Raw genomic sequence first — 23,015 nt, 5'->3', positions numbered from 1 at the left:
CGACTCTCACATGTCGGGATGTCGTCTCGGTCCCAGCGACGTCCAAGCCTGCTGTGCTAGCCGATCGGCCCGAGTAGAGCGTCGCGATCGCTAGGGTGAACGAAACCACCCGGAAGGACTGACGTGACTGAGTTGGCGGTGCGGGCCGAGCAGCGGTTGCCCGAGTTGATCAAGGACATCGAGGCGTTGGTGCGGCTGGAGTCGCCGTCCGATGATCTTGAAGCGGTACGCCGCAGTGCCGACCTGGTGGCCGAGATCGGCGCCAAGTATCTCGGCGTCGAACCGGAGCGGGTCGACGTCGAGGGTCGGCCGCATCTGGTCTGGCGCCTCGGTGACGGACCGCGCAAGGTGGTGATCTTGGCCCATCACGACACCGTCTGGCCGATCGGTTCCTGGGGTGAGGATCCGTGGAGCCTGGTCGACGGCGTGATCCGCGGTCCGGGTTGCTTCGACATGATCACCGGGATTCTGCAAGCCCTGTTGGGGATTCGGCTGCTGATCGAGGACGGCAGCTCGGTCGACGGGGTGACGCTGTTGGTCACGGCGGACGAGGAGATCGGCTCCCGCACCTCGCGGAAGTTGATCGAGACCGAGGCCGCCGGATGCCGGGCCGCGTTCGTGTTGGAGGCATCCGGACCGGGTGGCGCGATCAAGACCGAACGTAAGGGCACCTCGGACTACCAGATCAAGATCACCGGCCGAGCCGCCCATGCCGGACTCGAACCGGAGAAGGGCATCAACGCCGGCATCGAACTGGCGCACCAGGTTCTCAGGATCGCCCAACTAGGCAATGCTGATCTTGGGACGACAGTGACGCCGACCGTGTTGTCTGCCGGTACCACCACCAACACGGTGCCGGCCCGAGCCGAGATCAAGGTCGACGTCCGGGTTCGCAGCAAGGGGGAGCAGCAACGAGTCGACAACGACATGCATGCGCTCGAGCCGCAGCTGCCGGGTGCCGAGTTGATCATCGGCGGCCGCCCGAACCGGCCGCCGCTACCCGGCAGCGCATCGGCGGCACTGTTCGATCGGGCGGTGAAGCTGGCCGAAGCCGAGGGCCTCGGCTCGCTCGAATCGATGGCCGTCGGCGGCGCGTCGGACGGTAACTTCACCGCCGGCATCGGCGTCCCCACTCTCGACGGTCTGGGTGCCGTCGGTGGCGGTGCGCACGCCGACGACGAGCACGTACTGGTGGAGAAGATCCCTGCCAGGACAGCGCTTCTGGCCGTGTTGATCAAGGATCAGCTACTGGCTGACTGATGATCGGCTTTGGGCAGACAACGACCCCCGACGTTGAGGTGAGACATGCAGACGGTCAGTAGGAGTTTCACCGACTTCGAGATCGGCGAGACCAGGACGACCACCGGGCGAACGATCACCGAGGCCGACATCGTGCTGCATGCCGGTCAGACCGGCGACTGGTTCCCGCACCACGTCGACGCCGAGTGGTGTGCGGGTCAGCCGTTCGGCCAGCGGATCGCTCACGGCACGCTGATCGTGTCGATCGCGGTCGGGATGACCGCCGGCGACATCAACCCGCGCGCCTTCAGTTACGGCTACGACAAGATCAGATTCATCCGACCGGTGCACATCGGCGACACCATCACCGTCAGCGCCGAGATCACCGGCAAGCGTGATCATCCTCGTCGCGACGATGCCGGTTTCGTGGACGAGCTCGTCACCGTCGCCAATCAGGACGGCGAGACGGTGCTGGCACTCACCCACATCTATCTGGTGGAGCGATGATCAATTACGGGCGTTGAGCGCCACTGGGCATATCGTGCTCCGGGCTCCCAGGCCATCACACGGCCGATCGAGAACGAACTGTCGGGGTCGTGAAAGACGACTGCACCGTCATCGATCGAGACATGACTGTCGTCTGTCAGATCGTAGTCATGCCACCAACTGAACGATGTGAATCGATTGACGGCAGCAGCAGGCGGCAGCGGCAACATCACCTCGTTCACAATCGGAGGGACTCGTCGGAGTATCGATGACCAACAGCCAGTGTCGACACGAACACGATCCGATTGCCCGTCGAATCATGCACGATGATGCTTCGGCCCATCCGGGACTCTTCGATCGTCGGCGGCGCACCCCACCCGGAGGCGGTCATCTCTGCAACCTCTCGGTCCAGGTCCTCCACCGGCACCAGCAGAATGCTCCGTGGAGTGCCGTCGCCGTTGTGCTCACTCAAGTGCAGACTCGCGCCCGATGGCAACGTCATCCCGAGGGACCGCTGCGGATGCGACCGGCGACGCCCACAGCGGTCCCTTACCGGACAGGCCGGTGGACAGCTCGGGAACGTCCGCAGGGGATCCGCAAACGGGTCACAGGTCGAGTACGAACCGCATCGCATGGTCGATGGATTGCATCTCCGCGGGTCCGAGCTTTCCCTGACGCGTCATCAGGCGCTCGGTGGAGACCACCCGGAGCTGATCGCAGCGGGCGTAGGACGTGTGATCCAAGCCGCTGCTGCCAGGCTCGATTTCGATGTGACTTCGTAGCCGATAGTCAGCCGACGTAACGGGCACCACCACCACGAGTCCGCCGGAACCGTTGTTGAGGATGTCAGCAGAAACCACAACGGCAGGGCGGGTAAAAGCGGGTTCGTGCCCGACCGGCTGGCCGAGGTCGACGCTGTACAGCTCCCCGCGCCAGATCAAGCCAGCCCATCCCATTCCTGACGCTCGGCCAAATACTGTTGCCAGAGCTCGGGATCGGCACGTAGCCGCTGATAGTCCTGGTTCAGCCCGAGCTGGAAATCCCGGCGCTCCAAAGCGTCGACGGCCGCATGGAGCACGTCGATGACGGTGGTGTGGCGCTCTCGGGCCATCGACCGGAGTCGCTCGGAATCCGGCCGGCGAACCCGGACCGTTGTGGTGTCCTCGGAAGCCATACGAACGAGTGTAGACGATATGTAGATTGCGTGGCAGGAGAAGGACCCAGGACGCCGCCAGCGAGTCGCCATTCCGGCCGTAACACGAACCCACGTCAGAAGGGATCCATGACCGTGCATTCTCAGAGTTGATGCCCCGCGATGAAGTCGGCATAGGTCGGTGGGAGCGCTTTCGATCGAGTTGCCATCCAGTGGGCTCTGCTGGCACCTACGAGGCATACGGCGGTTCGGTATCCCCGCTCGACGTGATCAGCGTCGAATTGCCCGTTGAGCCCATCAAGATAGACCGGTAGCAGCGACTCAGCCTGGGTCGACAGCGCCAGGTGCGCCAGGTCGAACCCGACCGGCGATGAACCGAGCGTTGCCCAGTCCAGCGCGATCACCCCAGCTTCGTCGGTGTGAAGATTTCCGACGCTGAAGTCTCCGTGCGCGATGCTCCTTTGCAGGTTCGACAGCTGCGCCAGGTAGTTGTCGCGTCGGGCCCAGATTGCCGGGAACCGTGCGTCGACATCGACGGCTGACCAATCGAGGTCACTGACGGCCAGTCGTTGGGCCAATTGATCCTGTGCCAGCCAGGGCTGTTGTAGGGACTGCCCAGTCCGGTTGGCTCCTCGAGCAATTCGACCTGCTGAAGCCAGACGGCCCCTCACACGCAGACCCGGTGCTGCTCCACCGCGACGTCATCCCATCGAACCTGATCATCGACCGACAAGGACGCGTAACCGCACTATTGGACTGGGGCTGTGCCGAATGGGGATCCCGAGCCCGCGTTCTTGTCGGTCTGCCGCTTCGAGCCCTACCCGACCTCGTGTCCGGTTACCGATCAGCGGTCAACGTCGCCACGCCGCCACTACACGACCACGACAATGAGCTGTCGCTTGAGCGGGACGCCTTGTGGTTCCACCTGTATCTGGCACTGGCCATTCTCTTGAAACAACCCTCCACATCGGAAGACCGAAACTGGGCAGCGCCACGGCAGGCGACACTGCTCGACATCCTCGCATTCATCTCCAGCGGGGTACCGGACTCCTGGCCCGACCTTCTACGCCGGCTATCTCCACGCTAGACAACAGCATGGCTCTCAGCTTGCGCGTTGGACGTTCGATCAGAGCAGCGATTGGGCGGCGTCCGCGGCGATTCGGGCCCACTGCTGCTGGATCGGTGTGTTGGCATGCAGCAGGTCCCACAGCGCTGAGCTGGTCAGGCGGGCCTGGGTGCATCGGATCGCAAGCGCGGTGTCCACCCCGGCGGCCTCGGCGAAGATGGTGATCCGGCGGCGTAGCTCGGCGACCGGGTCCGGTGCGCCCAGCAGCTCTTCGTGCCGGTACAGGCACATCGTCATCGCATCGAAGCCGCCGGTTCCGGATCGGCCCTTGGGGTCGACCACTACCCAGCCGCGGTCGGCGTGCAGGATGTTTTGCCCGTGCAGGTCGCCGTGGATCATCGTCTCCGTCCGATCCCGGCCAAGATCATCGATGACTTCCAGCGCGCCGTCGATGACCCGGTCCGGCAACGGGTGCCCGAGTTGTTGATCTTGGTCACGCAGCTGTTCGGCCCAGCCGGGACAGTCGTTCGCCAAGCTCGGCACGCGGGCGGGCGCACGGATGGCCAACCGCGCCGACAGCTCGGCCCCTACGATCAAGCCCTCGTCCGCCGATAGGTCGAGACTGCGTTGTTCGACCCGTTCGATCAACATGGCCAAGTCGGCCGGCTCGTGCTCGTAGAGTCGTACGGCCCCGTTTCCCTGCCAGGCTTGCAAGGCGGCCGGTTCGTCGACGTTACCGGGATGCCGGAAAGAGATCTTGATCATCGCGGGCCCATACGGCGACTCGACCGGGATGATCATTCCGACGCCACCGTGGGTGGGCGGTCCGCTGGGCGCACAAGCCCAGCGAGTCAGATACCGCTGCACCAGGACCGGCAGCTCGTCGATCCAGCTCCGGCCCGCATCACCTTCGCGGGCGATCGTGGCGACGGCCAACGTCTCCGGGATGTTGATCACCCGGGCATCATGTCAGGACGGGACCCGCCAGCAGCCTGGTCACCAGTGTGTTCTTGTACGGCGCTGCCCTAGCCAGCCAGGGTCGAGCGGGCCCGCTGAATCCAGCACTGTGGGACCGTGTGCGGGCTGTCACGTCCGACCCATTAGATTCGTCGCCATGTTCGCCAAGGTTCTGGTTGCCAATCGCGGGGAGATCGCCGTACGCGCCTTCCGTGCTGCCTACGAGCTCGGGGCCAAGACGGTCGCCGTGTATCCGTACGAGGATCGCAACGCGATCCACCGGATCAAGGCCGACGAGGCGTACCTGATCGGTGAGAAGGGGCACCCGGTCCGCGCCTACCTGGACGTGGCCGAGATCGTCCGCGCGGCCACCGCCTGCGGCGCCGACGCGATCTACCCCGGCTACGGCTTCCTGAGTGAGAATCCGGACCTGGCCCGGGCCTGCGACGATGCCGGCATCACGTTCATCGGCCCGCCGGCCGACGTGCTCGAGTTGGCCGGCAACAAGGTCCGGGCGATCGGTGCTGCCCGCGCGGCCGGCATCCCGACGCTGCAGTCGACCCAACCCTCCACCGACGTCGACGCGCTGATCGCCGGCGCCGAGCAGATCGGCTTCCCCGTCTTCGTCAAGGCGGTCGCCGGTGGCGGCGGTCGCGGCATGCGCCGGGTGAACGAGCCGGGCGAGCTACGGGATGCCCTGGACCAGGCGATGCGGGAGGCCGACAGCGCCTTCGGCGATCCGACCGTCTTCATCGAGCAGGCCGTCAGCCGACCGCGGCACATCGAGGTGCAGATCCTCGCCGACGGCCAGGGCAACACCATCCACCTCTTCGAACGCGACTGCTCGCTGCAGCGCCGGCACCAGAAGGTGATCGAGCTCGCTCCGGCGCCGAATATCAGCGCCGAGTTGCGGGAGGCGCTCACCTCCGACGCGGTCAAGTTCGCCGAGTCGCTGAACTACTCCTGCGCCGGCACGGTCGAATTCCTGGTGGAGACGGACGGGCCGCGCGCCGGTGAACACGTCTTCATCGAGATGAACCCGCGAATCCAGGTCGAGCACACGGTGACCGAGGAGATCACCGGTGTCGATCTGGTCCAGTCGCAGATGCGGATCGCCGCCGGCGAAACCCTCGATGATCTTGGTCTGCGGCAGGACGAGATCAAGATCATCGCGGCCGCTTTGCAGTGCCGGATCACCACCGAGGACCCGGCCAACGGATTCCGTCCGGACACCGGCACCATCACCGCCTACCGTTCCGCCGGCGGTGCCGGGGTCCGATTGGACGGCGGCACCGCCGACACCGGCGCGGAGATCAGCGCCCACTTCGACTCGATGCTGGTCAAGCTGACCTGTCGCGGCCGTGACTTCACCACCGCGGTGGCCCGGGCCCGGCGCGCGCTGGCCGAATTCCGGATCCGCGGTGTCAGCACCAACATTCCTTTCCTGCAAGCGGTTCTGGAGGATCCGGAGTTCCTGGCGGGCAACGTCTCCACCCACTTCATCGAGGAACGACCGGAGCTGCTGAACTCCCGCACCCCGGGCGACCGCGGCACCAAGCTGCTGCGCTATCTCGCCGAGGTGACGGTCAACAAGCCGCACGGCGATCGGCCGACGCTGCTGGATCCGGGTGAGAAGCGGCCGGAGGGCGTCGATCTTGCCTCGCCGTCGCCGTCGGGTTCGCGGCAGCGACTTCTTGATCTTGGTCCGGCCGGTTTCGCCGCGGACCTGCGGTCCCGTGATCATGTCGAGGTCACCGACACCACCTTCCGGGACGCCCATCAGTCGCTGCTGGCGACCCGGGTGCGGACCAAGGATCTGCTGCGGATCGCGCCGTACGTCGGCCGGATGCTGCCGGAGTTGTTCTCGGTCGAGTGCTGGGGCGGCGCCACCTACGACGTCGCACTTCGCTTCCTGCACGAGGATCCGTGGGATCGGCTGGCCGCGCTGCGGTACAACATGCCGGGGCTGGCGCTGCAGATGCTGCTGCGCGGACGCAACACCGTCGGCTACACCCCGTACCCGACGAAGGTGACGAAATCCTTTGTCCAGCAGGCAGCCGGGACCGGCATCGACATCTTCCGCATCTTCGACGCGCTGAACGACGTCGAGCAGATGCGGCCGGCGATCGAGGCCGTGCTGGAGACCAACACCACCGTGGCCGAGGTCGCGCTCTGCTACACCAGCGACCTGAACGATCCCGGCGAGAAGATCTACACCCTCGACTACTACCTGCGGCTGGCCGAGCAGGCGGTCGCTGCGGGGGCGCACATCCTGGCGATCAAGGACATGGCCGGTCTGCTCCGGCCGCCGGCGGCCGGAAAGCTGGTGACCGCACTGCGGGAGCGATTCGATCTTCCGGTGCACCTGCACACCCACGACACCGCCGGTGGCCAGATCGGCACCCTGCTGGCGGCGGTCGACGCCGGCGTGGACGCGGTCGACGTGGCCAGTGCGCCGATGTCGTCGACCACCAGCCAGCCGCCGGCTTCGGCGTTGGTCGCGGCGCTGGCCAACACCGAGCGATCGACCAATCTTGATCTTCGTAAGGTGATGGATCTGGAGCCGTACTGGGAAGCGGTGCGGCGGATCTACAAGCCGTTCGAGTCCGGCCTGCCGAGCCCGACCGGCCGCGTTTACGATCATGAAATTCCCGGCGGGCAGCTGTCCAACCTGCGGCAGCAGGCGATCGCGCTCGGGCTGGGGGAGAAGTTCGAGCAGATCGAGGCGATGTACGCCGCCGCGGACAAGATCGTCGGCCGGCCGACCAAGGTCACCCCGTCGTCGAAGGTGGTCGGTGATCTTGCGCTGCACCTGGTCGCGGTCGGCGCCGACCCGATGGACTTCGAGGAGAATCCGAACAAGTACGACATCCCGGACTCGGTGATCGGCTTCCTGGCCGGCGAGCTCGGCACTCCGTCGGGTGGCTGGCCGGAGCCGTTCCGGACCAAGGCGCTGGCCGGTCGTACGGTGCCGATCCGGGAGGAGACGCTCAGCCCGGAGGACGAGAAGGCGCTGGACGAGGGCGGCGCGACCGCCCGCCACACGTTGAATCGGCTGCTCTTCCCGGGACCGACCAAGGACTACCTGGCCGGCCGCGAGGACTACGGCGACATCAACCGGCTGGACACCGCCGACTTCCTCTACGGGCTGCAGCCGGAGACCGAGCACGTGGCCCGGATCGGCCGCGGGGTCAGCGTGATCCTCGGCCTGGAAGCGATCGGCGAGGCCGACGAGCGCGGCCTGCGGACGGTGATGTGCACGCTGAACGGCCAACTGCGGCCGATCCGGGTCCGGGACAACTCGATCAAGGTCGACATCAAGGCCGCCGAACAGGCCGACCCGAACAACCCGAATCACGTCGCGGCACCGTTCTCCGGCGTGGTGAGCCTCAAGGTCGCCGAGGGCGACCGGGTCGAGGCCGGCGCCACCGTCGCGACCATCGAGGCGATGAAGATGGAGGCATCCATCACCGCCCCGAAGGCCGGCGTCGTACAGCGGTTGGCGATCGGTGGTGTCCAGCAGGTCGAGGGCGGCGACCTCGTCCTCGTCCTCTCCTAGCCGACTTGTCAATCGCTGGTGTTGCTATAGCCAAACCAGCGACTGACAACTCGGGTGGGTCAGGTTAGTTTGCGGTAGTCGCGCGGGCTCCAGGACAGCATGCCCTCGATCCGGACCATCGCGGACTGGTGCAGCAGGGTCACCGGGTTGTCGCCGTCGAAGCGGTAGAGCCCGGTGGCCGGGTCGCGGTAGCGCTGATAGGACTGGTCGGCGTACCAACGGATCGCCTTCTGGTACAAGCGATCCGGGGCGATCGTGGACAACTGCAGCAGGTTGGCGAAGAAGATCGCGTTGAACTCGGCCGGCTGGTCGAAGTAGTGCTCGTCAGCGGCGTAGAAGTCGAGTGCGGCAGCAGCCGTACGCCGAGCTTGATCAAGATATTGCCGCCGGCCGGTGGCCCGGTAGAGCAGCGCCCCGGCGCCGATCATCACGCCCTGGTTGTACGACCACTGGGTCCGGTCGATGCTGCCGTCCATGTGCACGTTGTCCCAGTAGAGCTCGTTCGGCGCGAGCAGATAGCTGCGCACCCAGTCGTACATCTTGAGCGACCAGTCCAGGTAGGACCTCTTGCCGGTCAGCAGATACAGCCGCAGCCCGATCTCCGCACCGGGCGCGTTCGACACCGTGTTGCGGTCGTGACTCCAACTGGCCTGGGTCCAGAAAACCCCACCAGGACAGGGATGACTGGCGTCGGTGTCCCAGCCGTAGGTGACCAGATCGAAGATCTGCTCGGCCTTGGTCAGCGCGGTGCGGTCGCCGCGACCGTTCAGGTTGTGCCGGAGCAGGAAGCCCAGCCCGAGCCACTCGTTGTCGTCGTAGAACTTGTCGCCGCCCTGCCCGGCCGGCGGCCGCAGGTAGGAGTCGTAGCCCGGCGGATCGGTCTGGTTGTTCCAGTACGCCTCCAGCGCGCGGAAGCGATCGTCGACGTCGGAACGGTAGCGGCGGCCGATGCCGGGAATGCCGGACATCACCTGGGTGGCCACCATGGCCTGGCCGAACGGCCAGACGTAGCTCCACGGGTTGCCGTCGGTGTACGGGTACTGCTCCAGATAGAAGTGGCTGTCCGGGTCGTAGAAGTACTTCTGCAGCGCGTTGTACGCCTGCTGCGCACGGATCAGATGGGCGGGCAAGCGGCCGTGGGCCGGTGCGGTGGTCCCGTCGGCGTGTGCAGACGGCGCCGCCTGCCAGCCGGTGGCGGCGACCGCTGCCAGGCCGAGACCGCCGGCCAACGCGCCCCTGCGTGACGTTGAGAAGGGACGCGAGATGGGAACGGAATGCTTCATTGCATGACTCCTCGGATCGAGTCGGTCCAGCACCTGATCGTGCTGGCCCCTCCATGGGGAAACGTTTCCAGCCCGTAGCATAGCGGCGTGCTCATTCAGGTAGGGGGAGGTCCCGTCGGCGGACCGACCAGCAAGGACGGCGCCGGCTTCGGCAGTGTCGACGCGACCCACTACACCGGTACGGCGTCGGGCCGTCAGTCGGCGGTGATCGCGCAGCCCGCCCGGGCTCTGGGCCCGAACGACCGGCTGCGCTACAAGATCTATCCCGAGCTGGACGACCGACTCGACTACCCGGCCACCTACGCGGCGATTGAGCTTCGCTTCGACGACGGTTCGCTGTTGTCCGAGCTGGGCGTCCGCGATCAGTACGGGATGCCCGCTGACGCGGCCGGACAGGGGGCGGCCAAGATCCTCTACGCCGACCAGTGGAACGACGTCCAGATCGACCTGTCGGCCGCCGCCGGCCGTCGCGTGGAGGAGATCCTGCTGGTCGTCGACCCGCCGGAATCCCTTGCCGGACAGGCGTTCTCGGGTTGGCTGGACGACATCGAGATCGGGCCCTGGCCGGCGGTGCCGGACGGCTCCGACCTGGTCGGCTACGTGGACACCCGGCGTGGCACCAACGCCAGCGGCGGCTTCTCCCGCGGTAACAATCTGCCGATCACGGCCTGGCCGAACGGCTTCAACTTCGTCACCCCGGTGACCGACGCGAGCACCCATCGCTGGCCGTACGAGTATCACCGGGCCAACAACGCCGACAACCGGCCCGAGTTGCAGGGGCTCAGCTTCTCCCACCAACCCAGCCCGTGGATGGGTGATCGCAACCAGTTGTCGATCATGCCGTGTCTCGGCGCCGAACCGCTCGGAGATCCCGCCGCTCGAGCGGTTGCGTTCAGCCACGACAACGAGATCGCCCGACCCGACCACTACTCGGTCCGGCTGGACAACGGGGTGCTTGCGGAGCTGGCACCGACCGACCACGGCGCGATCTTCCGCTTCGACTACGGCGACACCACCGGGTCTCGACACCTGATCTTCGACACCGTTGATGATCATGGTTCGTTCTCCTTCGACGGCACGGCACTGACCGGTTGGGTGGACAGCGGGTCGCCGCGTTCGGAGTCCGGGATGACGCGGATGTACTGCTACGGCGTCTTTTCCTCGACTCCGATTGAGTTCGCGCCGACCGCAGACGGTCGGGCACCGGCTCGGGCCGCGAGCTTTGGTGAGATCACCGAGCTGACGCTTCGGATCGCGACCTCGTTCATCGGCGTCGATCAAGCCCGGCACAACCTGGAGTTGGAGCTGGCCGATCGCAGCTTTGCCGAGGTGCGGCGTGCAGCCAACAAGGCGTGGAACGATCGGCTCTCGGTGATCCGCGTCGCGGACGCGACCCAACCGCAGCTGCGGACGCTCTACGGCTGCCTCTATCGGCTCAACCTCTATCCCAATTCACACTTCGAGAACACCGGCAGCGTCGATCAACCCGACTTCCGTCACGCCAGCCCGGTGATCGCACCGATCGGTGAGCCGGGCGACGAGCGAACCAACGCGGTGATCAGATCCGGGAAATGCTATGTGAACAACGGATTCTGGGACACGTACCGGACGGCGTGGCCGGCCTACGCGTTCCTGTACCCGACGTTGGCCGGCGAGCTGGTGGACGGCTTCGTCCAGCAGTATCGCGACGGCGGCTGGATCGCGCGCTGGTCGTCGCCGGGTTATGCCGACTGCATGACCGGCACCAGCTCGGATGTCGCCTTCGCCGACGCCTACCTGAAGGGCGTGCAACTGCCGGACCCGCTGGCCACGTACGATGCCGGGCTGCGGAACGCCACCGTCGCCTCACCCGAATCCGTGGTCGGACGCAAAGGCGTCGACCGCGGGTTCTTCGCCGGCTACGTCGACACCGACACCGACGAGAGCGTCTCCTGGACGCTGGAGGGCTACATCAACGACTTCGGTCTGGCGCTGATGGCCGAACGCTTGGCCGACGATCCGGTCACTCCCGACGAACGGCGTGAACAACTCCGTGAGGAAGCCGGCTACTTCCGCCGCCGGGCGGAGAACTATCGGCTGCTCTTCGACCCCAAGATCAACTTCTTTCAGGGACGGCGACCGGACGGCAGCTTCGCCCGCAGCGTGCAGGATTTCGATCCGTGCGAGTGGGGCGGCGACTTCACCGAGACCGACGGCTGGAACTTCGCCTTCCACGTACCGCACGACGGCGTCGGTCTGGCGAAGCTGTACGGCAGCCGGGACGGGCTCGAAGCCAAGCTGGACGAGTTCTTCAGCACGCCGGAGCTCGCGGACAAGAAGGGCACCTACGGCTCGATCATCCACGAGATGCTCGAGGCCCGAGCCGTCCGGATGGGGCAGTACGGCTTCAGCAATCAGCCCGCCCATCACATCGCTCACCTCTACAACTACACGGCCACGCCGTACAAGGCGCAACGGATCGTCCGCGAGGTGCTGCAACGGCTGTTCGTGGGCGAGCAGATCGGTCAGGGTTATCCGGGCGACGAGGACAACGGCGAGATGTCGGCCTGGTACATCTTCTCCGCGCTCGGCCTGTATCCGCTGCGTGTCGGGGCACCCGACTACGCGCTCAACGCACCCCTGTTCAGCCGAGCCGAGGTGCGGCCGCTGGGCGGTCGGCCGATCACGATCGTGGCTCGGAATCAGGACCGGGATCATCACTACGTGCAGCAGGTGACGATCAACACAGAGGCGCTGCGCAGTGCATCGATCGGTGCACAGGAGCTGACCGGAACGCTGGAATTCGATCTTGGTCCGGAACCGTCCGACTGGGCGACCGCCGCCGACGAAATGCCGCCGTCGCTGACCGGAGTTGATCATGAACCGGCCGTGTTGACCGATCGGATCGGATCCCAAGAGGGCCCCTACGCGGCGCTTTTCGACGACGACTCGCGTACGGAATTGCCCGTCAGGGTTGAAGAATCGATCAGCTGGAGTTTGGACGAACCGGCCGCGGCCGAGTTCTACACGCTGAGCTCCGGATCGGCCGACGGCGACCCACACTCCTGGCGGCTGGAAGGTTCTGTCGACGGTCGAGCCTGGACAGTGCTCGACGAACGATTCGATCAACAGTTCCGCTGGCGCCGGCAGACCCGGCCGTTCAAGATCACCGAACCCGGCTCGTACCGCGACTATCGGTTGGTGATCCTGGCTGCTGACGAGTCGGCTGCCTTGAGCGAACTCGAGTTGCTGTCGTGATGGGCAAGATCATCGACGCGCACGCGCATCTGCAGTTGTCCGACGAGGAAGCCTGGGTGGATGCACCGCACCGACTGCCGGACTACCAGCAGGCAACTGCCGATCTTCAGCTGTCGCGGTTCGCCGTCCTGGTGATGGCGCCGGCGGGCGACCTGCACCGGACCCGGGCGCAGAACGACTACGCACTGTCCGTCGCCGGCAGCGACGAGCGAGCGTTCGCCCTGTGCTCGGTCCATCCCGACGACGGCGATCGGGCCCTGGCGGAGATCGACCGGGTCGCGCGGGCGGGTGCCGCGGGACTGAAGCTTCATCCAAGCACTCAGCAGTTCGACGTCGCGTCCGAGGAACTACTGGCGGTGGTCAGGCGGGCCGGTGATCATGGTCTGCCGGTTCTGTTCGACAGCGTGGCCGTCGCCGATCCGGGCCAGCCGGAGAAGTTCGTCGGGCTCGCGATGTCCTGTCCGGACACGGAGCTGGTGCTGGCCCACACGTTCGGCCCGAAGTTCGTCCAGGCCGTCATGTTCTCGGTGCTGAGCCGCTATCCGGGCACCCGGCGCAACGTCTACCTCGAACTGTCGGCCACGGTCTGCATGTTCGCCGACAGCCCGTACGTCGAGCAACTGGCCTGGCTGTGTCGCCGGCACGGCCTCGACCGGGTGCTGTGGGGCAGCGACTACCCGCTGTTCTCACCGACCGAATCGCTGCAAGCCCTTACCGGCTTCGGATTCAGCGGCGACGAGTTCGAACAGGTCACCCACCACACCGCCGCGTCGGTCTACCACCTCGCGTGATCGCTGGGTGTCCTGTCACGACGCGGCGGGCGCGGCCGGTGACGGCTGCTCGGCAGCCCACGACGCCAACAGCCGCAGCCTTTCGTGTGAGGGTGAGCCGGGCTCGGCCGTGTAGAGCATCAGGATGTGTCCTGGATCGTTGGTGATCGCCAGTTCCTCGTAGGCGAAGATCACTTCGCCGACCACCGGATGGTTGAAGCGTTTGGTGCCCGAGCCGTGCGTCCGTACGTCGTGCGATCCCCAGAGCGTGCGGAAGGTCTCGCTGCAGGTCGACAGCTCGCCGACCAGGTCCTGCAGATTGCGGTTGTGTGGGTCTCGTCCGGCTTCGGCGCGCATGATCGCCACACACATCTGGGCGAACAGATCCCAATCAGGATAGAAATCCCGGGAGGCGGGGTCGAGGAATTGGAACCGGGCAAGGTTCGGCGTCCGACCTCCGTCGCCGATCAGCGGCGAGTAGAACGCCCGGCCGAGTTCGTTGGTGGCCAGTAGATCCTGATGGGCGTTGCGGACGAACGCAACACCGTCGGTGATCGAATTCAACGCCCAGTGCAGGCTCGCCCGGGTGGCCGGATTCTTGCTGGTACGACGCCGATTCCGGGCCGAAGCGGGGACGCCGTCGGCGGCGCGAGCAAGATCAAGAAGGTGCGCCCGCTCGGTGTCGTCCAGTTGCAGCGCCTGGCTGACCGCATCGAGGACGGAGGCGGACGCACCGCCGATGGCGCCCCGCTCCAACCTGGCGTAGTACTCCACGCTGACGCCGGCGAGCAGGGCGACCTCGGAACGGCGAAGTCCGGCCACCCGCCGATTGAGCCCGGCCGGGATGCCGGCGCGCTCCGGAGTGAGCTTGGCCCGTCGCGACATCAGGAACTCGCGTACCTCTGCCTTGTTGCTGGGGGCCTTGTTGTCCATGGGACGAGGTTAAGGCCATCCCCGCCGGTCCAGACCCGCCAGAGGTGCCCTGCCGGTACACCCCACGACAGTGACTTCTCCGGATTCGCCCGATCGCGTTAGCTGGACGACAGCTGCCGGCGCGAACCCTGCCGGTCGATACAGATCAGTACGAGGAGAACCTTTCGATGCGTGGTGTCGTGATGCATGCCCCCGGCGACGTCCGGGTCGAAGACCTGCCCGATCCGGTGATCAAGGAGCCGACGGATGCGATCATCCGGCTGGCCGCGACGTGCGTCTGCGGATCCGACCTGTGGCCCTATCGCGGCGCCGATGCGGTCACCGAACCGTTGTCGATGGGCCACGAGTATGCCGGTGTGGTCGAGGAGGTCGGCTCGGCGGTGACGACGATCAAGCCCGGCCAGTTCGTGGTCGGCTCGTTCTTCGCCTCCGACAACACCTGCGAGATCTGCCGGGCCGGCTACCAGACGTCGTGCGTCCACCGTGAGGTGCTGGGCACCAGCGGCGGAGCGCAGGCCGAACGGATGCGGGTGCCGCTGGCCGACGGCACCCTGGTCGCGACCCCGAGCCTGCCGGACGCCGATCTGGTGCCGAGCTTGCTGGCCGCTTCCGATGTGCTCGGTACCGGGTGGTTCGGTGCCGTCGCGGCCGAGGCCGGACCGGGCAAAACGGTTGCCGTCGTCGGTGACGGTGCGGTCGGGTTGCTGGCGGTGCTGGCGGCCAAGCAACTCGGTGCCGAGCGGATCATCGCGATGTCGCGGCACGCGTCGCGGCAGCAGCTGGCCGTCAAGTTCGGCGCCACCGACATCGTCGAGGAACGCGGCGAGGAAGGCGTTGCCCGGGTGAAGGAGCTGACCGGTGGACTCGGCGCGCACAGCGTGATCGAGGCGGTCGGCACCCAGGAGTCGATGCGACAGGCGATCGGTGCCACCCGCCCAGGTGGTCATGTCGGTTTCGTCGGCGTGCTGCACGACGTGGAGATCAAGGGCGACGACATCTTCATGACCCACGTGCACCTGCACGGCGGCCCGGCTCCGGTACGCCGGTTCCTGCCGGAGCTGATCGAGCTGATCGTGAACCGGGTCATCGATCCGGGCGAGGTGTTCGATCTCGAACTGCCGCTGGACCAGGCCGCCGAGGGCTACCGGGCGATGGACGAGCGGCGCGCGATCAAGGTGCTGCTGCGGCCGTGACAACTCCGGCAGCACTCTCCGGCGACGAAGCATCGGGCACGTCGCCGCGCCGCGGCGTCGACCAGCCCGGTGCTCGGCTGACGAGCGCGTTGGTCGGCACGGTGATCTTCCTGACCGCGATGGCCCCGCTGGCCACCGACATGTACGTGCCGGCCTTCCCGCAGGTGGCGGCCGACCTGTCGACCGGCGCCACCGGCGTGCAGCTGACTCTGACGGCCTTCTTTGCCGGGATGGGATTGGGACAGCTGATCGGCGGACCGGTGTCCGATCAGTACGGCCGGCGCCGGTTGTTGCTCGTGTCGACGATGATCATGACGGTGGCATCGGTCGGCTGTGCTGTCGCGCCGTCGATCGCGATCATGATGGCGGCCCGATTCCTGCAGGGCTTCGCCGGCGGCTGGGCGATGGTGATCGGGCGGGCGGTCGTTGTTGATCTGGCTACCGGTGCGCGGCTGGTCCGGGTGCTGAACGCGATTGCCGCCGTCGGCGGGATCGCGCCGATCGTGGGTCCGCTGCTCGGTGCGGTGATCCTGCAGTTGTCGCACTGGCGGGTCTCGTTCTGGGTGGTGGCCGTGCTCGGCCTGGCGATGACCATCAGCATCGCGATCGCGGTGCCGGAGTCGTTGCCGATCCAGCGCCGGCACGGCGGCGGGCTGCGGACCTTCGTCCGTGCAGGGCGTCAGGTGCTCGGCCATCGAAGCTATGTCGGCTATCTGGTGGTGGCGGGTTCGGCGATGGCGGCGCTGTTCGCCTACGTCGCGACGTCGGCGTTCGTACTGCAGTCGATGAACGGCCTGTCGCCGGTGGCGTACTCGATCGACTTCGCCGCCAACGCGGCCGGGATGACGCTGGCAGCGGCGGTCGCGTCGAGGCTGGCCGGGCGGGTCGCCACCCGCAAGATCATCTTCGTCGGTCAACTGGCGGCGTTGGCGGCGGGGCTGGTGATGTTGGTCGGCGCGCTGTTCTTCGACACGCCGCTGATCGTGGCGCTGATCGCCTTCTTTGTGCTGATGTCGGCGCAGGGACTGATCGGCCCCAACGGCGGGGCGCTCGCCTCAGCCGCGGTGCCCGACCACCCCGGCACCGGCTCGGCCGTGCTCGGTTGCGTGCAGTGGATCGCCGCGGGCGTGATCCCGCCGATCGCCGGTCTCGGCGGTTCACACACAGCCGTGCCGATGGCGGTGTTGATCATCGGCGGTGCGGCGGTGTCGATGATCGGGCTGCTGGTCATTGCTCGGCCGGCCGGGCGAGCGCGTCAGGACCGGCCCAGCACCTCGGTTTGAACCAGGACCTCGGTCTGGCCCAGCCCGGTGACCTCGAGATTGCTGCTGTCGAAGGCGGGATCGGCGTATCGGCCGAACCAATCCTCGAGTTCTGCCCGCAGCCCGGCGACCCGGTCGCGCCGGCCGGGATCCTCCACCAGATTGTTGCGCTCGCCGGGGTCGGCGTCCAGGTCGTAGAGCTCGTCCGGCTCGTCGCCGCGGCGAAGCACGTACTTCCATTGCCTGGTACGAATCATCCGGGTTGCGCCGTACTCGTCGAAGATCACCACCCGGTCGCGCGGCTGATCACCGCCGGTGATCAGATCGGCGAAACTGCTGCCGGGTCCGTCGCCGAGAGCGTCCGGCCGCAGACCGGCCAGCTCCAACAGCGTCGGCGCCAGGTCGTAGCCGGAGATCAACTCATCGCAGATCTGTGCGGGGATGGTGCCGGGCATGCTGATCATGGCCGGCACCTTGACCGCTTCCTCGTACATGTTCAGCGGGTAGGTGCCGTTGCCCTTGCCCCAGACACCGTGCTGGCCGCAGCTGTAGCCGTTGTCGCTGAGGAACATGATCACGGTGCTCTCCAGCAGGCCGCGGTCACGAAGATCATCGACGATCCGGCCGATCTGCCGATCCATCGCCGAGATCGCGGCGAAGTAGCCGACCAACGACTGGCGGACATCCTGCTCGCGACCGAGCGGCCAGCCGCCGGAGCTGTAGCGCGTCCACGGGTGATCGGGCTCCTGCGGACAACTGGCGAATTCCGTGTCCTGGTAGAGCTTGGTGAACTCTTCGGGGTGGTTGTCCTTCCACGGCGCATGCGGCGCGGTGAAGTTGACGCTCAGCCAGAACGGATCCTGGTGCCCGTCGGCCGATTCCAGGAAGGTCCGCGCGTCATCGCCGATCGCCTCGGTCAGGTAGTTCGGTTCGTTGATCAACTCGCCGTCGCGGACCACCGGCGCGCCGTAGTAGGGACCGCCGCCCAGCTGATGGGCGAACCAGTGCTCGAATCCCCTGTGCGGTTGATCATTGGCGCCCAGGTGCCACTTGCCGGACAGCCCGCAGCGGTAGCCGTGATCGGACAGCACGTCGGTCACCAGAGGCTGGCCGCGCAGGAAGTCGATGCCGTCGGCGCCGACGTGATGCGCACTGATCCAGTCGTGCACGCCGTGTTTGGACGGCGGCTGGCCGGTGAACAGCGTCGCTCGTGCCGGCGAACAGACCGGCGACGTGCAGAAGAAGTTGCTGAACCGGGTCCCGCTGGCCGCCAGCGCATCCAGATGGGGCGTCTGAATCTCCGGATTCCCGGCGGCACCCAGCGCCCAGGCTCCCTGATCATCGGAAATGATCAACACGACGTTGGGCCTGCTGGCAACTCGGCTTGCCATGGAACGGACTCCCTCTCGAATGCGCCTCGGTCAATCAACAGCACGATAGCGGCTCGACGAACACCGCAACCATCGCGCGGCGGCTGTCATGATCATCTCGACCGGTCAGGCACCCAGCACAACAGACGGTGTCGGGGGCTTGTCGAGATGGTGGCGTATTCGGATGCGGTAGTTGAGCCTGGGTTTTTGATCATGGTCGATCCAGCGGGGTGGGATCCAGTACGGGAGTCCGTCGATCATCCGGCATTGCCAGCCGAGTGCTTCGAAGTTGCTGTGGTGAAACAAACACGTCAACGTGAGATTGTCAATGTCGGTCGGGCCACCGTTGAGCCAGGAGATGATGTGGTGTCGTTGGCACCATTGGGGTGGCCGGTTGCAGCCGGGGAAGGAGCATCCGCCGTCGCGGGCGATCAGGGCGGCGGTCTGGTTCTTGTCGGCGATCCGGCGGTCGCGGCCGAGCCACAGCACTTTGCCTTTGGCGCTGAGGATGGTGGGGACGATGTCGGAGTTGTCGGCGAGTTTGCGCACCATCTCGGGTGAGATGGGGGTGCCGTCGCCGTAGCGGCCGTGGCCGTACTGGCCGATCAGGTTGTCGTGGTCGATGGTGATGATCACGGTGGCCGGGGTGCCGCCGACCGATGGGTTGTCGCCAGCCTGGAGCAGCCGGCTGAACGCTTCGTCCAGGGCGTCGTGCAGCCGTTGCCCGCGGGTACGCAGGTCGGGTTCGACCGGTGGCCGGTTCGGGTTCGACGGTTGATCCTCGCCCGCCTGTTGATCGTCGCCGGCCTGGTGATCGTCACTCAGCTGTTGATTTTCGTCGGGTTGTTGATCTTGACCGTCGGGTTGCTCTTGTCTCGCGGCTTGTTGATCTTGTTCGGCTTCGTGGTCGGGGTCGGGATAGCTGTGTTGGGGTGCGGTGAGGGGTTCGAGGATGGCGTTGAGTTTCTGGCCGAGGGCTGGGGTGAGTCGGCCGCGCAGGTGCCAGGCGCCGTCGCGGCCTTTCCAGAGGTAGACGGCGCGTTGGGCCTGGTGGACTTGTTCTTCGCTGAAGGTGCCGTCGGGGTTGATCCGGTCGGCCAGTTCGTCGATCACGTAGCCGAGTTCGGTGGGTGGCAGGGTGGTGGCGGCGTCGGTGAGGATTTCTTCGGCCTCGTCGAGTTGCTCGGTCGTGGTCCACGGCAACTGGTCCAGGTCGCGGAGGGCTTGGATCACCCGGTCGGCGTTCCCGGCCGGGACGTGGCCGGCGGCGACTGCGGCGGCCAGCCGGGGCCGTTTCGGCTCCAACCGCTCACCGAGCATCGTCGTTTCGCCGCGCAGCGCCTTGGCGGCGCGGACGCGCCGGTGGGCTTCGCTGTGGTCGATGTGGAGCAGGTCGACCAGTAGTTTCGAGGTGGCGCATTGGGCCAGCCGACGGGCCAGCCCGGTCGCCTGGCAGGCGGTCACGATCTCCTGATCCACCACCGACGTCCGGGATCGGACGGTTTCGAATCGGCGGGCGAAGTCGATGAGTTGATCATCGCCGACCCCGGCGAGGCGGTCGTGGGCGAGGGTGTCGATCACCGCATCGAGGGCGGTGTCCAGCTGCTGCAGCGTGTGCCCGAGGTCGGATGCCGCGGGGGCTGGTTGATCGACAGGTGCCATGCCCTGATTCTACTATCGAACAGGTGTTCGATCAAGAGATTGAGGCGAGAAATCTCTTGCAGGTAAGGAAAAACTGGGCGGGTTGGTTGTCGGTGGCGTGTGATATGGGCTGCGCGTCGACTGATCGTCCTCTGCCGGCCCCGTGGTCGAACTTCTCCCAGTGAGGGGTTGGTCAGGCGGTGGTCAGCTGACTTGCTTTGTGAAGAAGACGCGGCGGAAGCCGTCCTGGGTCGCACGGTGGGTCTGCTGGTAGCCGTGGTGTCGGTAGTAATCCAGGTTTTCCGTCATCGCCTCGTTGGTGTAGAGGCGGACTTCGTACAAACCGTTCGCGCGGGCCTGGTCCTCGGCGAGGCGCAGGAGTCGGGTGCCCACGCCGAGGCCTTGGGCGTGCGGTGCGACGGCCACGTTCTCCAGCAGCAGATGGTCCTTGGCGACTGCGACCACGAGCAGCCCGATCAGCGCATCGCCTTGCTGCGCTACCCAGGTGCGGCCGTCGTTGACGGCCTGGCTGTAGTCGGTGGCCATCGGGGCGGGTTCGCATCCCATCCGTTCCACGTACGGCTGGTAGGCCAGCCGTGCAAGACGACGGAGGGTCTCGACGTCTGCGGGCTCTGCGGGTCGCAGTGAAACGGCTTCCGGGTTGATCATCGATCAAACACAATAACCGGGTTGGAGTGGTACGCGTCGTTGTTCGGCCGGGCCGATGAGATGGTTGGTTGGCGATGAGGTGATGTGGCCGGTGGCGTAACCTGATCACTCCTCTGTGCGAGGATGCCGACACGATGATTGAGGCAATTCCCGACGGCCTGACGCGCAACCATGGCGACCCGAAATGGGACGAGTGGTTGGACCGGCTGCCGAAGTTGATCAAGGAACTGGTGGGGGAGTGGGGGCTCCGCCCTGACGGGCCGGCGATGCACGGTGCGGCGGCCTATGTGCTCCCGGTCCGGGACGCGCAGGGTCAGCTTGCAGCGCTCAAGATCACTATGCCGCATCCCGAGGCAGACCACGAACATCTGGCGCTGCGGACCTGGGACGGCAACGGTGCGATCCGGCTGCTGCGGGCCGATCCGCGGCGTTGGGCGATGCTGCTCGAGCGCGCGGACGCGACCAAGGATCCGAATCAACTGCCGATCACCGACGCGTGTGAAACAGTCGCCGAGTTGTACGCGAACCTGCACGTCCCCGCGATTCCGCAGTTGATCAAGCTGTCCGACGCCACTGCCGGCTGGGCGGACCGCCTGACGTCACTGCTTGATCATCGGGCGGTTCCGCGGCGCCTGGTCGAGCACGCGACGGCACTCGCGCGCGAATTCGCCACGGATCCGGACACCGACGGTCGGCTGATCCACACTGACCTGCATTTCGACAACGTGCTCGGATCGCTGCGTGGCAAGGAGGAATGGCTGGCGATCGATCCGAAGCCGATGTCGGGCGATCCGGCGTACGAGGTGGCTCCACTGCTCTGGAACCGTTGGGACGAGGCAGTCGCCACCGGCGACCTGCGCAACGCCGTCCTGGACCGCATCTACACCGTGGTCGACGCGACCGGCCTCGACGAGGATCGCGTCCGGGACTGGGTGATCGTGCGCGAGTTGGTCAACGTGCTGTGGGCTCTGGTGGACGGCGACAAGTCCCCGGACGACGACTGGGTCACCCAGTCGATCGTGATCGCCAAGGCGGCGCAACGGTGATCACCAGCAGTTGATCAGCCCCGCATGATCAACCGGGTCGGCGGCTGGGGCGGCGGTGCGGGAAGCTGCAGCGGGCGCGCCCCAGGGGTGAACGATCCCAGCAGCGAACTGGCGCCGGTGGCCGATGCAATCGTGCCCGGAAGTCCGTACCAGCTGAGGAATCCGAGCAGTGCCATCAGGTAACACTCCTTGGCCTGCGCCGGGATACCGAAGTCCTCCGAGGTACGCACGACCGTCGTCCCCGCCAGCGCCGCGATCCGGCGCATCATGGTGGGATTGCGTACGCCGCCACCGGAAACCACGAGTTCTTCCAGCTGCCAACGGGAGCAGGCATCGCCGACCAGGGCCGCGGTCAGCTCGGTCAAGGTCCCGACAAGATCGTCAAGACCAAGATCATGATCGCCGACCTTGGCAGACAGGTAGTCGGCGTCGAAGAGTTCCTTGCCGGTGGACTTCGGTGGATCGGTTCGATAGTACGGCTCGTCCAACAGCCGACACAGCAGTTCATGATCAACAACACCGCGGTCCGCACGCACCCCGTCGGTGTCCATTCGCTCGACTCCACCGGTTGCCCTGCTGACCGCCAGATCGATCAACGCGCTCGCCGGGCCCAGGTCGTAACCGATCACCCGATGATCATCATCGCGGACGGTGAGATTGGCGATCCCACCAAGATTGAGCACCCCGCGGCGTACGTCATCTTCCAACAGCAGCAGGGAATCCAGCATCGGAGCCAGTGGCGCGCCCTGGCCGCCGCGAGCGATGTCGCGGGTCCGCAGATCCGACAGCACCGGCGTCCCGGTCGCCTCCGCGATCCAGGCAGCCGCACCCAGTTGCAGGGTGCCCAACGCGTGCCCGTCGGACACCCAGTGAAACACCGTCTGCCCGGGTGAGACGACAAGATCAACATCGCCGTACGTGTTGATCGCCTCGGCGGCCACCTCGCCGAACAACCGCCCCAATTCGGTGTCCAGTCGGCAGACCTCGGCGATGTCGGTGCGCTGCGGCGGCAACACGGCCGCGATCCGGGAGCGCAGTTCGTCCGACAGCCCACGACTGAGGAGTCCGAGCGGACGGCAGGACAGTTCCGTCCCGACAAGATCGAATTCGGCCACCGCGGCGTCGATGCCGTCGAACGAGGTCCCGCTCAT

At 66.3% G+C, this 23,015-nt stretch carries 20 protein-coding genes; 9 read left to right on the top strand and 11 right to left on the bottom strand.

The window, feature by feature from the left end:
• Positions 1–123 precede the first annotated feature (123 nt).
• Both FOE78_RS21170 and FOE78_RS21165 read left to right on the top strand, forming a co-directional pair.
• Entirely contained in the window at positions 124–1,260 is a 1,137-nt protein-coding gene (locus FOE78_RS21170) for a M20 family metallopeptidase (RefSeq protein ID WP_228265931.1), read from the top strand.
• Positions 1,261–1,305: 45 nt separating this feature from the next.
• Positions 1,306–1,746, top strand: coding sequence for a MaoC family dehydratase (locus tag FOE78_RS21165; protein WP_143988022.1), 441 nt, complete (start codon positions 1,306–1,308; stop codon positions 1,744–1,746).
• A 217-nt stretch (positions 1,747–1,963) separates the two neighbouring features.
• Here the strand turns inward: FOE78_RS21165 and FOE78_RS24870 are convergent, their stop codons facing one another.
• The 4 genes from FOE78_RS24870 to FOE78_RS21150 all read right to left on the bottom strand — a co-directional run bounded on the left by FOE78_RS24870 (position 1,964) and on the right by FOE78_RS21150 (position 3,456).
• Positions 1,964–2,227, bottom strand: a complete 264-nt coding sequence (locus tag FOE78_RS24870) for a glyoxalase superfamily protein (protein ID WP_407662598.1) — start codon at positions 2,225–2,227, stop codon at positions 1,964–1,966.
• 103 nt (positions 2,228–2,330) lie between these two features.
• A complete protein-coding gene (locus FOE78_RS21160; RefSeq protein ID WP_143988021.1) occupies positions 2,331–2,666 on the bottom strand; it encodes a type II toxin-antitoxin system PemK/MazF family toxin in 336 nt (111 codons plus the stop codon).
• On the bottom strand, positions 2,663–2,899 hold the full coding sequence (locus tag FOE78_RS21155; RefSeq protein ID WP_143988020.1) for a hypothetical protein: 237 nt from the start codon (positions 2,897–2,899) through the stop codon (positions 2,663–2,665). The genes FOE78_RS21160 and FOE78_RS21155 overlap by 4 nt, the downstream gene beginning before the upstream one ends.
• Positions 2,900–3,021: 122 nt before the next feature.
• Positions 3,022–3,456 (bottom strand): phosphotransferase, encoded by a 435-nt coding sequence (locus FOE78_RS21150; RefSeq protein WP_168207619.1) that lies wholly within the window; start codon positions 3,454–3,456, stop codon positions 3,022–3,024.
• Between the two features lie 8 nt (positions 3,457–3,464).
• Between FOE78_RS21150 and FOE78_RS24865 the strand changes: the two genes are divergently transcribed.
• Positions 3,465–3,965 (top strand): phosphotransferase, encoded by a 501-nt coding sequence (locus tag FOE78_RS24865; RefSeq protein ID WP_168207618.1) that lies wholly within the window; start codon positions 3,465–3,467, stop codon positions 3,963–3,965.
• A gap of 39 nt (positions 3,966–4,004) precedes the next feature.
• Here FOE78_RS24865 and FOE78_RS21140 read toward each other — a convergent pair whose 3' ends face one another.
• The gene (locus FOE78_RS21140) at positions 4,005–4,901 is read right to left on the bottom strand and encodes an aminoglycoside phosphotransferase family protein (protein WP_143988018.1); all 897 of its coding nucleotides are present in this window, start codon (positions 4,899–4,901) and stop codon (positions 4,005–4,007) included.
• A gap of 157 nt (positions 4,902–5,058) precedes the next feature.
• Between FOE78_RS21140 and FOE78_RS21135 the strand changes: the two genes are divergently transcribed.
• A complete protein-coding gene (locus FOE78_RS21135) occupies positions 5,059–8,460 on the top strand; it encodes a pyruvate carboxylase (RefSeq protein ID WP_143988017.1) in 3,402 nt (1,133 codons plus the stop codon).
• Positions 8,461–8,519: 59 nt separating this feature from the next.
• Here the strand turns inward: FOE78_RS21135 and FOE78_RS21130 are convergent, their stop codons facing one another.
• Entirely contained in the window at positions 8,520–9,743 is a 1,224-nt protein-coding gene (locus tag FOE78_RS21130; protein ID WP_143988016.1) for a glycoside hydrolase family 76 protein, read from the bottom strand.
• Positions 9,744–9,830: 87 nt separating this feature from the next.
• Here FOE78_RS21130 and FOE78_RS21125 point away from each other — a divergent pair, with 87 nt between their 5' ends.
• Both FOE78_RS21125 and FOE78_RS21120 read left to right on the top strand, forming a co-directional pair.
• Positions 9,831–12,980 carry a GH92 family glycosyl hydrolase gene (locus tag FOE78_RS21125; protein ID WP_143988015.1) on the top strand — a complete coding sequence of 1,050 codons (3,150 nt, stop codon included), beginning with the start codon at positions 9,831–9,833 and terminating at the stop codon, positions 12,978–12,980.
• Positions 12,980–13,771: an amidohydrolase family protein gene (locus tag FOE78_RS21120; protein ID WP_143988014.1), complete on the top strand. Its 792-nt coding sequence runs from the start codon at positions 12,980–12,982 to the stop codon at positions 13,769–13,771. The genes FOE78_RS21125 and FOE78_RS21120 overlap by 1 nt, the downstream gene beginning before the upstream one ends.
• Before the next feature lie 15 nt (positions 13,772–13,786).
• On the opposite strand, the gene FOE78_RS21115 is transcribed toward FOE78_RS21120, so the two are convergent.
• Positions 13,787–14,683: a helix-turn-helix transcriptional regulator gene (locus FOE78_RS21115; protein ID WP_143988013.1), complete on the bottom strand. Its 897-nt coding sequence runs from the start codon at positions 14,681–14,683 to the stop codon at positions 13,787–13,789.
• Between the two features lie 167 nt (positions 14,684–14,850).
• Between FOE78_RS21115 and FOE78_RS21110 the strand changes: the two genes are divergently transcribed.
• Together FOE78_RS21110 and FOE78_RS21105 are read left to right on the top strand one after the other, a co-directional pair.
• Positions 14,851–15,876, top strand: coding sequence for a zinc-dependent alcohol dehydrogenase family protein (locus FOE78_RS21110; RefSeq protein ID WP_143988012.1), 1,026 nt, complete (start codon positions 14,851–14,853; stop codon positions 15,874–15,876).
• On the top strand, positions 15,873–17,159 hold the full coding sequence (locus tag FOE78_RS21105) for a multidrug effflux MFS transporter (RefSeq protein WP_228265929.1): 1,287 nt from the start codon (positions 15,873–15,875) through the stop codon (positions 17,157–17,159). The genes FOE78_RS21110 and FOE78_RS21105 overlap by 4 nt, the downstream gene beginning before the upstream one ends.
• Here FOE78_RS21105 and FOE78_RS21100 read toward each other — a convergent pair.
• From FOE78_RS21100 to FOE78_RS21090, 3 genes are all read right to left on the bottom strand, one after another.
• Complete coding sequence (locus FOE78_RS21100; RefSeq protein WP_143988011.1) at positions 17,132–18,529, bottom strand: sulfatase family protein; 1,398 nt, start codon at positions 18,527–18,529, stop codon at positions 17,132–17,134. The genes FOE78_RS21105 and FOE78_RS21100 overlap by 28 nt on opposite strands.
• Before the next feature lie 105 nt (positions 18,530–18,634).
• Complete coding sequence (locus FOE78_RS21095; protein ID WP_143988010.1) at positions 18,635–20,170, bottom strand: HNH endonuclease signature motif containing protein; 1,536 nt, start codon at positions 20,168–20,170, stop codon at positions 18,635–18,637.
• Between the two features lie 183 nt (positions 20,171–20,353).
• Complete coding sequence (locus tag FOE78_RS21090; protein ID WP_143988009.1) at positions 20,354–20,818, bottom strand: GNAT family N-acetyltransferase; 465 nt, start codon at positions 20,816–20,818, stop codon at positions 20,354–20,356.
• Positions 20,819–20,952: 134 nt separating this feature from the next.
• On the opposite strand from FOE78_RS21090, the gene FOE78_RS21085 reads away from it, so the two are divergent.
• Positions 20,953–21,864 carry an aminoglycoside phosphotransferase family protein gene (locus tag FOE78_RS21085; RefSeq protein ID WP_143988008.1) on the top strand — a complete coding sequence of 304 codons (912 nt, stop codon included), beginning with the start codon at positions 20,953–20,955 and terminating at the stop codon, positions 21,862–21,864.
• Positions 21,865–21,878: 14 nt separating this feature from the next.
• Here FOE78_RS21085 and FOE78_RS21080 read toward each other — a convergent pair whose 3' ends face one another.
• A complete protein-coding gene (locus FOE78_RS21080; protein ID WP_143988007.1) occupies positions 21,879–23,015 on the bottom strand; it encodes an anhydro-N-acetylmuramic acid kinase in 1,137 nt (378 codons plus the stop codon).

The organism is Microlunatus elymi (genome assembly GCF_007362775.1).
GTDB lineage: Bacteria > Actinomycetota > Actinomycetes > Propionibacteriales > Propionibacteriaceae > Microlunatus > Microlunatus elymi.
Note: the sequence above shows the minus strand (reverse complement) of the source record. Positions and strands in the feature narration are given on the sequence as shown.

Coding starts and splice junctions, on each gene's coding strand:
- FOE78_RS21165 (WP_143988022.1), top strand. CDS start 1,306: ATGCAGACGGTCAGTAGGAGTTTCACCGACTTCGAGATCGGCGAGACC.
- FOE78_RS24870 (WP_407662598.1), bottom strand. CDS start 2,227: ATGACGTTGCCATCGGGCGCGAGTCTGCACTTGAGTGAGCACAACGGC.
- FOE78_RS21155 (WP_143988020.1), bottom strand. CDS start 2,899: ATGGCTTCCGAGGACACCACAACGGTCCGGGTTCGCCGGCCGGATTCC.
- FOE78_RS21135 (WP_143988017.1), top strand. CDS start 5,059: ATGTTCGCCAAGGTTCTGGTTGCCAATCGCGGGGAGATCGCCGTACGC.
- FOE78_RS21130 (WP_143988016.1), bottom strand. CDS start 9,743: ATGAAGCATTCCGTTCCCATCTCGCGTCCCTTCTCAACGTCACGCAGG.
- FOE78_RS21120 (WP_143988014.1), top strand. CDS start 12,980: ATGGGCAAGATCATCGACGCGCACGCGCATCTGCAGTTGTCCGACGAG.
- FOE78_RS21115 (WP_143988013.1), bottom strand. CDS start 14,683: ATGGACAACAAGGCCCCCAGCAACAAGGCAGAGGTACGCGAGTTCCTG.
- FOE78_RS21110 (WP_143988012.1), top strand. CDS start 14,851: ATGCGTGGTGTCGTGATGCATGCCCCCGGCGACGTCCGGGTCGAAGAC.
- FOE78_RS21100 (WP_143988011.1), bottom strand. CDS start 18,529: ATGGCAAGCCGAGTTGCCAGCAGGCCCAACGTCGTGTTGATCATTTCC.
- FOE78_RS21095 (WP_143988010.1), bottom strand. CDS start 20,170: ATGGCACCTGTCGATCAACCAGCCCCCGCGGCATCCGACCTCGGGCAC.
- FOE78_RS21090 (WP_143988009.1), bottom strand. CDS start 20,818: ATGATCAACCCGGAAGCCGTTTCACTGCGACCCGCAGAGCCCGCAGAC.
- FOE78_RS21085 (WP_143988008.1), top strand. CDS start 20,953: ATGATTGAGGCAATTCCCGACGGCCTGACGCGCAACCATGGCGACCCG.
- FOE78_RS21080 (WP_143988007.1), bottom strand. CDS start 23,015: ATGAGCGGGACCTCGTTCGACGGCATCGACGCCGCGGTGGCCGAATTC.